Origin of the sequence: Bradyrhizobium sp. sGM-13 (assembly GCF_018398875.1) — a bacterium.
Taxonomy (GTDB): domain Bacteria; phylum Pseudomonadota; class Alphaproteobacteria; order Rhizobiales; family Xanthobacteraceae; genus Bradyrhizobium.
Window position 1 is genome coordinate 1 of sequence record NZ_JAGWDK010000073.1, and the last position, 11,672, is coordinate 11,672.

General features: G+C 58.1%; 9 protein-coding genes and 4 pseudogenes. 8 read left to right on the top strand and 5 right to left on the bottom strand.

What is annotated here, in order from left to right:
* Nucleotides 1-102: 102 nt before the first annotated feature.
* Nucleotides 103-1,185 (top strand): annotated as a pseudogene (locus KJQ96_RS36880) (IS701 family transposase); the annotation flags it as partial.
* Nucleotides 1,186-1,215: 30 nt separating this feature from the next.
* Nucleotides 1,216-1,740: a hypothetical protein gene (locus tag KJQ96_RS36885; protein ID WP_249734991.1), complete on the top strand. Its 525-nt coding sequence runs from the start codon at nucleotides 1,216-1,218 to the stop codon at nucleotides 1,738-1,740.
* A gap of 44 nt (nucleotides 1,741-1,784) precedes the next feature.
* Here the strand turns inward: KJQ96_RS36885 and KJQ96_RS36890 are convergent.
* From KJQ96_RS36890 to KJQ96_RS42430, 3 genes and pseudogenes are all read right to left on the bottom strand, one after another.
* Nucleotides 1,785-3,325, bottom strand: a pseudogene (locus KJQ96_RS36890) (IS66 family transposase); the annotation flags it as partial.
* Between the two features lie 71 nt (nucleotides 3,326-3,396).
* Nucleotides 3,397-3,747: an IS66 family insertion sequence element accessory protein TnpB gene (tnpB, locus tag KJQ96_RS36895; protein ID WP_213290992.1), complete on the bottom strand. Its 351-nt coding sequence runs from the start codon at nucleotides 3,745-3,747 to the stop codon at nucleotides 3,397-3,399.
* Nucleotides 3,744-4,151, bottom strand: a complete 408-nt coding sequence (locus KJQ96_RS42430) for a transposase (protein WP_213290993.1) — start codon at nucleotides 4,149-4,151, stop codon at nucleotides 3,744-3,746. Before KJQ96_RS42430 ends, tnpB begins: the two co-directional genes overlap by 4 nt.
* An 84-nt stretch (nucleotides 4,152-4,235) precedes the next feature.
* Between KJQ96_RS42430 and KJQ96_RS36905 the strand changes: the two are divergent.
* Nucleotides 4,236-4,491, top strand: a pseudogene (locus tag KJQ96_RS36905) (IS701 family transposase); the annotation flags it as partial.
* Nucleotides 4,492-4,625: 134 nt separating this feature from the next.
* Here the strand turns inward: KJQ96_RS36905 and KJQ96_RS36910 are convergent.
* The gene (locus tag KJQ96_RS36910; RefSeq protein ID WP_213290994.1) at nucleotides 4,626-4,835 is read right to left on the bottom strand and encodes a hypothetical protein; all 210 of its coding nucleotides are present in this window, start codon (nucleotides 4,833-4,835) and stop codon (nucleotides 4,626-4,628) included.
* Nucleotides 4,836-5,174: 339 nt separating this feature from the next.
* Here KJQ96_RS36910 and KJQ96_RS36915 point away from each other — a divergent pair, with 339 nt between their 5' ends.
* From KJQ96_RS36915 to KJQ96_RS40985, 4 genes are all read left to right on the top strand, one after another.
* On the top strand, nucleotides 5,175-5,432 hold the full coding sequence (locus tag KJQ96_RS36915; RefSeq protein WP_213290995.1) for a hypothetical protein: 258 nt from the start codon (nucleotides 5,175-5,177) through the stop codon (nucleotides 5,430-5,432).
* Between the two features lie 1,066 nt (nucleotides 5,433-6,498).
* On the top strand, nucleotides 6,499-7,797 hold the full coding sequence (gene ectB, locus KJQ96_RS36920; protein ID WP_213290996.1) for a diaminobutyrate--2-oxoglutarate transaminase: 1,299 nt from the start codon (nucleotides 6,499-6,501) through the stop codon (nucleotides 7,795-7,797).
* Between the two features lie 745 nt (nucleotides 7,798-8,542).
* Complete coding sequence (locus KJQ96_RS36925; protein ID WP_249734993.1) at nucleotides 8,543-8,974, top strand: transposase; 432 nt, start codon at nucleotides 8,543-8,545, stop codon at nucleotides 8,972-8,974.
* Entirely contained in the window at nucleotides 8,890-9,093 is a 204-nt protein-coding gene (locus KJQ96_RS40985) for a group II intron maturase-specific domain-containing protein (protein WP_375293255.1), read from the top strand. Before KJQ96_RS36925 ends, KJQ96_RS40985 begins: the two co-directional genes overlap by 85 nt.
* Before the next feature lie 929 nt (nucleotides 9,094-10,022).
* On the opposite strand, the pseudogene KJQ96_RS36935 reads toward KJQ96_RS40985, so the two are convergent.
* A pseudogene (locus tag KJQ96_RS36935) lies at nucleotides 10,023-10,649 on the bottom strand (IS110 family transposase); the annotation flags it as partial.
* A gap of 7 nt (nucleotides 10,650-10,656) precedes the next feature.
* Between KJQ96_RS36935 and KJQ96_RS36940 the strand changes: the two are divergent.
* Nucleotides 10,657-11,672 (top strand): reverse transcriptase domain-containing protein (locus tag KJQ96_RS36940; RefSeq protein ID WP_249734996.1); only part of this gene is annotated, 1,016 nt, incomplete at its 3' end.

Below are 11,672 nucleotides of genomic sequence, written 5' to 3' on the forward strand. Positions count from 1 at the left end.
AAGCGCCTGCCGCGCCCTCGCGTGAGCGCGACCTCACAGAACCCTCCAGATTCCCGAATCGGATTTTCAGTGATTCATGGGTGGTCGGCTGGAGGGCCGACCATGATGGACACGACGTCGAAGTGGGAAGGTGAGCTTGGACGCTGGCTCAAGCCATTCCTGGATCGTTTAGGTCATAAGGCGCGACGGCGGATGTGCCCGCTGTATGTTTCGGGGTTGATTGGACCGGGCGATCGCAAGAGCGTGCAGCCGATGGCGGCGCGGCTGTCACCGGGCGACTACGACCAGTTGCACCATTTTATAGCTGATGGCGTCTGGGATGCGGCGCCACTGGAGTCGGAGCTGCTCATTCAGGCCGACCGGCTCGTCGGTGGCAAGGATGCGGTGCTGGTCATCGACGACACCGCTTTGCCGAAGAAGGGCGATCGTTCGGTTGGTGTGGCTGCGCAATATGCCTCGTCTCTCGGCAAGACAGCCAATCGCCAAACATTGGTATCGCTGACGCTTGCGCGGGGTGAAGTGCCCGTAATGGTGGCATTGCGTCTCTTCCTTCCCGAGAACTGGACGAGCGATGCGGCGCGTTTGAAGCGTACCGGCGTTCCGGTCGAGTATCGCGCCGCGCGGACCAAGCCAGAGATCGCGCTGGCTGAGATCGATCGCGTGATCGCAGCCGATGTTCGCTTCGGCTGTGTGCTGGCGGATGCCGGTTACGGCCTCAGCGCGCCGTTCCGTCAGGGGCTCACGACACGTGGCGTTGCCTGGGCGGTTGGTATCCCTCGTCATCTCAAGGTGTACCCGGTCGCCGTCAAGCTGATCTGGCCGGTTGCAACTCGGGGCCGTCCCCGCAAGCGGTACATTCCGGATATCCTGTCGATGCCGGCCGAAGACATGCTGGCCGATGCCAAGTGGCAAAACGTGAGCTGGCGAAACGGGACCAAGGGAAAGCTGGAAGCTCGCTTCGCTGCTGTTCGTGTGCGGACCGCCGATGGACCTCCGCAGCGCATCAAGGACAAAGGCCAGCAGCACCTTCCAGGAGACGAAGCGTGGCTCATCGGTGAACACAGAATGTCGGGAGAGAAGAAATATTATCTCGCCAATTTGCCGGCCAAGACGGATCTGCGCACATTAGCTGCCACGATCAAAGCGCGATGGATTTGCGAACAGGCCCACCAGCAGCTGAAAGAGGGATAGCGGTGTTTTGACCCCACGTGGCTAATGAATGACGTGGATATCGACGATGGTCGGTTGACCGCGCGCAATGCGGATGTTGGGCTTCACTCAGGACAAAGCCTGAGACTACCGATGTCGACCGAATCCCAGCTGCGCGAGAAGTTGCGGAAGATCGAGGCCCTGTTCGCTGGGGCCGGGACGGCCGGCGAACGGCTCGCTGCGGAGGCGGCGCTGGAACGTGTCCGGGCGCGTCTAGGAGAACTCAGCCGGCAGGATCCATCGATTGAGATGCAGTTCTCGATGCCTGATCCATGGTCGCGCCATTTGTTTCTTGCACTGTGCCGACGCTATGGCTTGAAGCCCTACCGCTATTATCGGCAGCGGCGCAACACGGTCATGATCAGGGCACCGAAGCGGTTTCTCGACCAAGTCCTGTGGCCCGAGTTTTCCGAACTGGACCAAGCTCTGCAAGCCTACCTTCATCAGGTGACGATGCGCGTGATCCGCGAGGAGGTCTTCGCCGATGCAAGGGAGGCGCAGGAGATTTCCGAGGCGCTGCCACCGAACTGATGGCAGATTTGATCATGCAGCAAGGCGGGCTTTGCTGTGCTGAGCCATGCCCAGGGCAATAATTCGTCGATCTTCGCCGTCGGCCAACCATTAACGAGTTTGCTGAGGATATCAGCAAGGTACGGTTTGGAGTCGATGTCTTGCAGCTTTGCCGTTTCGATCAGCGAAGCCATGCAGGCCCAGTTGACCGGCGCCCTGATCGTGGCCGGCGAAGAGGCTATTCCTGCGATTGAGAGCTATAGGCCGCATCGCTCGCTCGACGCTGTTGGTATCCATCTCGATGCGGCCATCGTCGAGAAAGCGCACCAAGCCTGGCCAATGATTGAAGCCGTAGCGGATCACCTCGGCAATTGTGCTCTTGTCTGAGACCGCCGCAAGCCTGTTCTCAAGCCAGGTTTTCAGCGCCTCGACGAGCGGCCTGGTCTGCATCTGACGGATAGCGCGGCGTTCATCGGCACTGCGACCGCGGATCCGATTCTCGATCGCGTACAGCGCTGCAATCCGCTCCAGCGCCTCATGCGCGATCGGTGCCGGGCCGCCCTCGTCGATCTCGACAAATCCGCGACGCCAGTGCGTCCAGCAAAAGGCCAGCGTCGCTGGACCGCCGTCGCGCTGCGGATCGGCCAACTGCTTATAGACCGTGTATCCGTCGCAATGAACGATGCCGGTATAGCCCGCAAGCAATGCCATGCAATGCTCGCCGCCGCGGCCGGGCGCATAGGTATAGACAACGGCCGGGGGATCCAGCCCGCCCCAGGGTCGATCATCCCGCGAGATCGCCCAGAAGTAGCCGGTCTTGGTTCGGCCCCGCCCGGGACACCGGCGCGCGGGTTTCATCGACCACGATTTTCGCCGAAGCGAGCACGATTTCTTTCATCCGTAGATAGACCGGCTTGATTTCGGCTGCGGCGGCGCCAACCCAACCAGCCAATGTCGAGCGATCGACCGGTAAGCCCTGCAGCCGCATGATATGCGCCTGGCGGTAGAGTGGTTTGTGCCAGGCGTATTTGTCGACCACGACATCGGCGACAAGGTTTTCTGTGGGAATGCCACTCTTGATCAAGCGCTCCGCCGCTGGCGCCTGCACGATTGCGCTCTCGCATGACCGGCAGCCGTATTTCGGCCGGTGTGTAACGATCACCTGATACTGCGCGGGGATCTTGTCGAGGCGTTCGGCAGTTTCCTCGCCGATCACATGCATCACGCCATGGCAGCAGGGGCATGCCGTACTGTCGGGAGTAAGCGTGATATGCACGCGTGGAAGATGCGCCGGCAGCGATCCCCGATTGGTCTTCCGCTTCTTCTTCGGAGCTTCTTCTATTGGCGCTGTCTTGTCTTGTTCGGCATCCTCCGCCGCCACCGCCGTCTCAAGATCCTCGATTGCCAATTGCAGCTGCTCAGGGTCAAGACGTTCGGACTTGCGGCCGAACTGCGCACGCCGAAGTTGCTGCAACAAATGGCGAAGCCGATCGTTCTGCTCCGCCACGCGCCGGCATTCTTCCAGCGCGGCATCGCGTTCGCTCGACAGCTGAACCACCAGCTCTCGCAAGGCATCGAGATCGTCAGGGGAAGCATCGATCGGCATGACGATATAGAATCAGATTCGCGTCCAGTTGTGTGCTCTCAAACCTGGTCCGATTCAAAAAGTCGCAGCTTTCACGACGTCGCCGTCGGCCGCGTAACGTCGCGCGCATGCAGCCGCGACCAATCCATCCCATCCACAAGCGCGGCTAATTGCGCCGACGTCAGTCGCATCACGCCGTCGGTGATTGGAGGCCACTTGAACGCTCCGCTTTCAAGCCGCTTCCACAATAGCACCAGCCCGGTGCCGTCCCAGGCAACCATCTTCACACGGTCCGCACGTTTCGAGCGGAAGACATAAATTGTGCCGGAGAATGGATCGTCGCCAAGCGTCTCGCGCACCAGTGCCGCCGCCAGCCCATCCGCCCCCCGGCGGAAGTCAACCGGCTTCGTCGCAATCAAAACCCGTAGGCCTGCCGTAATCATGCCGCAGCTTTTACCGCACGGAGTACGTCAGTCAGAAAGATCAGATCAACACCAGGTCCAGCATGAACCACCGCGCCCGCGATCTCGATCCTGATCAGTCGGCTTTCCTGTGGATTCCCAACCGCCGTCGAATTGTACCCGGGCGTCACAATGGGAACGAACGTCAGCCCCTCTTCATTCGGGAGTACAAGTAATCCCCCTCGTGTTGCTTTGCGCCACGCAAACAAATGCTGAGGACTGATCTCGTACCGTCGCGCAACCTCCGAAACAACCGCTCCAGCGCGATACGACTCCGCGACAATCCGGCCCTTCTGTTCCTCGGTCCAGCGACGCCGGCGGCCAACACCAGTCCGGACTTCAACACGGCCAAACGGCCGCGAATTGTCAAATATATCGTCGACCATATATGTGAACCGATCTCGCCAAACCGATCCACATCTGACGAATCGTCAGCGCCGCCGCAAGGTGCGGTCAAAACACCGCTATCGAAAGAGGAACTCGGGCTCGATCACTTCGAGGGACGATCCTGGCAAGGCCTCCATCGACATGCCCTCATGACACGATCGCTTATGCATTCCTCCAACACCGTCGTCTCGCACAAGCGGGGCGGAAAAAAATCAACGGTCCACCACCTCAGCCGAGTCTACCCGCCGTACGCCACGCCATCGTCGAGCTCATCGTTCGACCACGACCTCAGCGATGTCCCTACTGCAGAAGACAAATCGGCGAAAAGCAACGGCGTGAATAAATCTGCCAAAGTAGTGCTAAACACCTAGCGCACCTTCTTGCTCACTGCAGGTTGGCGAAGGAGGGGCTCGACTACAGTTATCGACTCTCGGACTGAGGCGACGACAATCATCTGCTGATGACAATATTCCTCACCAGAGTAGGTAGTGTATCGATTCTTGTTGATATGTATCATAAACCAGTAAGTCGCCTGCAGCCAACGACACACCTGATCGGATGCGAGAGAAGGTACGGGAATGATAAACGTAGTTAATCACTTGAACGTGTCGCGCTTCCTTCATGTCTACGACGCCGCCGCCGCCCAAAAGGGCATTAAACTTTCGATAGGATTCGATTTTCATGAATATGTCTCGATCACACGGGCGACTCCGACAAAGGGAGCTACATATCCAATTTTCCGGCCGGATCGCTCGTCAATTGCTTCAGGGGAGGGATATTGGGTGATAGGCACCGACAGGAACAACGAGGTTGCGCTTGTAGAGGCTGCTCGACTATATGATCTTCCGCACAGCAACTTTGCAGAACATCTTGAATCCCTGAAGTTCTTTTACGCTGACCCAAGCCAGCAAGCGCACCCTCAGGACAGCTGCATTTGCACGGCACTAAGCGCGCGGAGGATTACCGGCAAAGTAGCCTACCACGGGGACATCTGGGTCCGTAGAGACTTCAGAGGACGGGGTATGGCCAAGATCATGACAGGAATAGCGCGCGGCGTGTCTTTTGCCATGTGGGCTCCTGATTTCGTATGTGGCCTGGCAGGGCGCTGGTCAGTAGACAAAGATGTCTATGATACGTGGCACTGTGAACCGGGCGGTTCGATATTACGGCTGGTGGAAGAGAATATTGTCGACGACGACTGGCTTTTGTGGGCAACCGGCGCGGAGCTGAGGAGTTTTGTTGATCGTCAGCACAGAAGCGAGTTTGACGTTTTCTCGTGATTCTCGACAGCAGTCCGTACTTGAACGCTCTGCCCCTCCGGGGCACCGGATGATCTGGTCTTGCACTCAGCTGCGACATGATGACTTTCCGCAGCATGCCGGAAGCGCGACGTGGCTATGGGGTCCATATGCGGGAAGTACGTTTACGGGCGGGTTCCGTACCGTTTTTGACGTCCAAAAGCACACAGCCGTTATCTCAGGATCCGGCTCTGATATCTCAGCCAGATTTATCGCGAAGCAGGTCAAGAATGCTAAGCAGTGGCTCTGCCGTTAGCCACTGGGGCAACTTGGTGATCTTCCTGATCGAGCTTGTGCTTGCTCTATCAGCAGTTCGCTCATCGCGAAACCGGCAGCTATCGGTCGATTGGCGTCCTTCATCAGAATGGAAACGATATCGGGTTGTTAGTCTATCGAGATCAGGAACCTGGAATAGTTGCGAGCCTCGGCTGGTGTTTGGATGCGTCACGGATTGGCACAGGCACGCAACCCTGATAGGTCGGCTAATGGCGACGCCAAAGAACCCGGTGCGCTCGGATTCGGTTGTAGCCATCAATTCCGGACTGTTTGTTGGCTTGGCACAGTTGACGAGCGTGCGGCATGGGGTTGCGACTAAGCCCATTCGGCGTGAGAAGCTCCGCGTGCTCCCAACGGAGTGAGCCGTCTGATTCGTGCCGCCGCATTGTGATAATATCAGAGGGAAGCTCTATTGACGTATCTATCGTACAGTGTGCTGCAGCCTGGCTCCCTACTTGCCGTGAATGTTGGGGCCCCGTACAAGCCTCAGCTCCGCGTCCCTAGCGCTGATCATTTCCGATCCCCCGGCTCGGAACGCCGTTCAACGAAGCAATGAAAGCCGTTCAGCTTTCTGACCGAGGATATGGCCTATACGACAAGCAGACTGTGGAGCTCTGATCACAGAACACTGTCAAAGTTTGCAGGTTCGTTGTTCTCAGTTTTCACATAACTTAGAGAAGCGTTTTGGACATGCGTCGGACAACATAGAGACAATAGAGATGCACACGTTCCGGTCGCTTTGTGAGTCACTTAGTGTGTGGAGGAGACGGTGATGGCTCGAGTGATTGGCGAACCATGCAACATTCAGCTTTTTGAAACCCTGGAATCAAACGTCCGCTCATACTCGCGTTCGTTTCCGGCTATTTTCAGTCGGTCGCGGGGCTCGACCTTGCTAACGGAGGATGGTCGAAAAATTATTGACTTCCTCTCAGGTGCTGGAGCGCTGAACTACGGCCATAATAATCACCAGATAAAAGCTGCAATAATTGAGTATTTGGCGTCGGATGCCGTAGTGCACGGACTTGACATGGCTACTCCTGCGCGACTCGAATTTATGGAGACTTTCAGCTCTGTGATCCTTCGAGACCGCGATCTGCAATACCGGTTCCAGTTTACGGGACCAACAGGAGCTAATGCAGTCGAAGCAGCCTTAAAGCTCTCACGGAAGATCACAGGACGTCAAAACATCATTTCATTTACAAACGGATTTCATGGCATGAGTTTAGGAGCGATTGCCGCTAGCGGCAATCGCTATTACCGCGCAGCGAGTGGCATTTCTCTATCCGGCGCAACGTTCATGCCGTATGACGGCTATCTTGGGCTAGCCGTTGATACGGCTGACTACCTGCACAAGCTATTGATGGACGAGAGCGGTGGTGTTGATCGTCCAGCTGCCATTATCGTCGAAACCGTACAGGGGGAGGGTGGCATAAACGTAGCGCGGAAGGAATGGTTGCAGTCGATTCAAGCCGTAGCAAAGGAAATTGGCGCCCTCTTCATAATTGATGACATCCAGATGGGCTGTGGTCGCACGGGCGAATTCTTTAGCTTCGAGTTCGCAGGGTTGTCCCCGGACATTATCGTGCTGTCGAAGTCGCTAAGCGGGTACGGTCTGCCATTATCAATGTTGCTGATCAAAGAGGAGCTCGACGAATGGAGGCCAGGAGAACACACCGGTACCTTTCGAGGAAATAATCTTGCACTTGTCTCTGCAACCGCAGCTATAAACATCTATTGGCGCAGCCCGACTTTCTCGGAAGGGGTTCACCGCATGGGAGAAGTCATACGGCGCCGCCTTAAGGCCATTGCATCCCAGTATGGCGACCGTTTTGCTGTTAGAGGGCGGGGCATGGCGTTTGGGTTCGACTGCCAAATAGCCGAAATCGCCGCGGCGACATCACGCAAGGCGTTTGAGAAAGGATTGATTCTCGAACGATGCGGATCCGTTGATGAGGTCGTAAAATTTTTGCCTGCACTCACGATCGACTCTGAAACCCTAGATCAAGGGCTTGAGATATTCGAGAGATCTTTGGCCGAAGCACTGAAACAGAGCTGGGTTGGAGTGACCTGACCGTAGGTGGCCCCGCATACAATTCCACACTACTCGGGGAAATGGCGTGACGGCGCTAGGCGTATCCCAAACGTGAGCGGACTAATCGTAAAACCGTATGGTGCGCCCCGACGGCGCATATTACCTGTGGAGGAAGGATCCACCCAGAGAGTTGTCGATTGATCTGGTTAGCTGACGAGCGGTTTGGACGAGCAATCGGACGGATCGAAGCCTCGTGACAAAGATGGCTTTTGGCGGCCGAGCAATCCAGCGGGCCGTAACATGAGTGAAGCCTGAGCACGCCTCGAAAGTTACGGTGTGAATGCCGACCCGATCGTGCGGCGGGGAAGGCCCTGTGGACAGGGAAGCAATCGACACATGCACCTGTCTGGTCACCGCGGTAATGGGCACGGCACGCTGGAAAGGTAGTGCGGGTAATCGGGGGGGACCGATCTTGGTCGAAGGTCGTCAGCATCGAGTAGTCGATGGATCGGACGGGAGGCGGACAGGGTCGTAGGAGTGATGAAACCGGGTAATTCCGGCGGAGCAAAGGACCCTGAGTTCAGGTGCGCTTTTGAAGATGGCGAGGGAATGGGTCGATTGGCGATGAGCCTACAAACACCCGATAAGATCAGCAGCCTTCAGAGAAAGCTTTATTGCAAGGCGAAGGCGGAGCCTGCCTTCCGCTTCTATGTGCTGTATGACAGTAAGCTTCCGAGGAAAGACGCCTTGCGGCGGGCTGTCCTGATGGTTGAGAACTGTACGTATGGACAGCCATACGATCAGCGCGCTGAATCGACTTGAGGTGGTGGATACGGGCCGGCGGCGGCGTTGGTCTGAGGAGGAGAAGGCGCGGATTGTTTTGGAAAGCATGTCCGAGCCGCGTCTGGTTGCGGCGACGGCGCGTCGATATGGCCTGTCGCGTTCTCTGCTGGTGACCTGGCGAAGGGAATTCGCACCGAACGGAGCCCAATCCGGGGCTGGCTTTGTCAGAGCGGTTATGGCGGAGGATGGGCCGGTTAGGTCAGTGGCGCTTTCGTCGCAGGGCTGGGACCCCGCCGCTTCCCCAATGGGAGACGGTGGTATCTTGGCGCGGCTCCGTCCAAGAAAAGTGTGCTGCGGATCAAGAGGAAAGGTCAGCGAGCTGCTGGCGCCGGGCAACAAGGGCGCACCTGGCCCGAAGTGCAAGCGCGACTGAATCGCCTTCTGGGCGGCTGGTCCGCTTACTTCAGCTATGGCTCTCTTGCCACGGCTCATCAGGCCGTTGATCGACACGTCTTTCGACCTCGTGCTCGCCTTTCTGCGCAGACGACATAATACGCCCAGCCGTAACGTCAGACGGTTCTCTCGTGAGATCTATGTGAGCCCTGGCGTGCTTGTGCTGAACCGCGTGCGGAAAGTGTCGCCGACGTGTGCCCCGTGAGGAAGCCTGTCGGAAAGCCGGATGCGGGAAAACTGCACGTCCGGTTGTGTGTCCAGCGAAGGCTGGCATGTTCAGCAGGAGACAAACCTGCCGGGGTAGAAGTCAGAGCCCCGTAGTTTGGATAGGAGAGGTGATGGAAACTGAAACTCTGAAGCCTATCGACGAAGTCTTCCGTGGGAAGGCTACGAGTCACCGGGCCGTAATAAAAGTGAACGCATTGTGGCCTCGAAAATGAGTATCCCCGAGGGCCGAGCCTTCAACCGGAGGGCGAAGGCCGCATGAGCAGCCGAAGACTGACCGATACGGATGTTCACCTCGGCGGGGTGGAAGCGACAGCACGGTGGCAAGGACATGCTGAGCAACTGGAGAAGCCCTCCTCGTCCCGGCGCGAAATCGTCGGAGCAGGGTAGGCCGTATAACCGGCGAAACCGGGAAGTCGGCCGAAGACGAGAGGGTGGCGGCTGGGTCCGTAGTAGCGATGAAGCGGAATAATGTCCGCGGAGCGAAGGGGCCCTGCCATTTGCAATGTCTCCAACATAGGGAAGGCAAGGACGAGATGACAAAGGCGTCCATTGATTTGCAGGACCTGAGGCGGAGAATATACGTCAAGGCGAAGGCTGAACCGTCCTGGCGGTTCTGGGGACTATCCGCCCACTTCTGTCCTCAATAACTCGCCGGCCTCAAGAAGGGGCCATGGAGTCGAACCAGGCTTCAGAAGTGTCGGTGGAACCGTTTCTCCATTCGTCCTTTCCGTCTCGCAAACCTCGGCGGGTTATTGTGCCTTCCTGATCGGACCTTGGATCTTCCTTTCCGGCCCTGTTTCTTATGTGCGGCCCAAGAGGTTGGCGTCGTAGTCACGGCCCTTTGCGAGCATGCTCCAGGCCATGCGCGCGAGTTTTGCGGCCAGGGCAACAACCAAGACATTGGAGTGGAGCCGCTTGGACGCTGCCTCCAACCAGGCTCCGAAGCCATGCCGAGGCCAACTCTGACGCTGCAGAAGTACGGCTCTGGCGCCCTGAATGAACAGCGTTCGCAGGTACCGATTACCGCGCCTCGATATGCGCCCGAGAATGGTTCGATCGCCGGTCGAGATTTGCTTCGGTACCAGACCAAGCCATGCTGCAAAGTCCCGGCCCTTATGGAAGGCATCACCGGTTCCGATGGCGGCGACCATCGCGCTTGAGATGATCGGCCCGACGCCGGGCGCACTCATTAGGCGGCGACAGTGTGGATCTTGATCAGCGAGTTCGTCGATTTCTTTCGTCATTGACGCGACCCGTCGGTCGAGATGGCGCCAGCCCTCGGCCAAGTCTTGAATGAGCTGGATCACTCGAGGCGATAAGTTGTCCTTTGGCGCTGAGAGAATCTGAGGAAGTGCCAGTCGGAGCGCTGCCGCTCCCTGCCGGACGGGCAGCCCTCGCTCAAGCAAAAAGCCTCGGATTTGATTGATGGCCTTCATGGGTCGGCAGGGACTGCGCTGGGTGTTGGACGTCGACATCTCTAAATACTACGACACCATCCAACATCATCACCTGCGTGCGTTTCTCGACAGGCGAGTCACGGACGGCGTCACTCGCCGGATGATCGACAAATGGCTGAAGGCGGGCGTGCTCGAGCATGGTCTGCTTCAGCGCACGACCGAGGGCACCCCGCAAGGTGGAGTCGTCTCGCCTCTGCTCGCAAACATCTACCTGCACCATGTGCTGGATGAATGGTTCGAGCGGGACGTGCGGCCCCGCCTCAAGGGGAACGGCATCCTCGTTCGGTACGCCGATGACAGCGTGCTGGCGTTCGAGCGTCTCGACGACGCCAAGCGGGTCATGGACGTACTGGGTAAGCGGCTTGCACGGTACGGGCTCAAGCTCCATCCTGACAAGACGCACCTCGTCGACTTTCGCTTTCATCGGCCGGAGGGCACATGCCATCCGGATACGGACGGCACCACGTTCGACTTCCTCGGCTTTACCCATATCTGGGCCAAGTCGAAGAAGGGCGTGAACGGGGTGAGGCAAGTGACGGCCAAAGGCCGGTACGCGCGGGCGCTGGCGGCGGTAAGAGAGTGGTGCCGACGCAATCGGCATCTATCCTTGCGCGATCAGCATGCCCACCTGTCCCAGATGATGCGAGGCCACTATGCCTACTACGGCATATCAGGCAACTCTCGACGCATACGATGGTTCGCCTGCCAGGTCGTGGTGCAGTGGAGGAAATGGCTGGGGCGGACGGCATCGCGGCGGAGGCGCGTTCCAGTGGACCCGCCTCAACGCGATCCTGCAGCGCCATCCGCTTCCACCGGCGCGGATCGTCCACCGCCTTTACGCCACCGCGAGCGAAGCTCTCCCGTGAAGAACCGGATGCTGGAAATTGGCACGTCCGGGTCTGTGAGGGGTGGGGATGGCAACATCCCCACCTACTCGGCAGTTGACGCGTTGCATGGCTTTGATTTGACCAGCGAAAGCGTCGAGTTCGGCAA

Excerpts from the sequence above, each read along its gene's own strand:
- KJQ96_RS36885 (WP_249734991.1), top strand. The coding sequence starts at position 1,216 with ATGAATGACGTGGATATCGACGATGGTCGGTTGACCGCGCGCAATGCG.
- tnpB (WP_213290992.1), bottom strand. The coding sequence starts at position 3,747 with ATGATTACGGCAGGCCTACGGGTTTTGATTGCGACGAAGCCGGTTGAC.
- KJQ96_RS42430 (WP_213290993.1), bottom strand. The coding sequence starts at position 4,151 with ATGGTCGACGATATATTTGACAATTCGCGGCCGTTTGGCCGTGTTGAA.
- KJQ96_RS36910 (WP_213290994.1), bottom strand. The coding sequence starts at position 4,835 with ATGAAAATCGAATCCTATCGAAAGTTTAATGCCCTTTTGGGCGGCGGC.
- KJQ96_RS36915 (WP_213290995.1), top strand. The coding sequence starts at position 5,175 with ATGGCCAAGATCATGACAGGAATAGCGCGCGGCGTGTCTTTTGCCATG.
- ectB (WP_213290996.1), top strand. The coding sequence starts at position 6,499 with ATGGCTCGAGTGATTGGCGAACCATGCAACATTCAGCTTTTTGAAACC.
- KJQ96_RS36925 (WP_249734993.1), top strand. The coding sequence starts at position 8,543 with ATGGACAGCCATACGATCAGCGCGCTGAATCGACTTGAGGTGGTGGAT.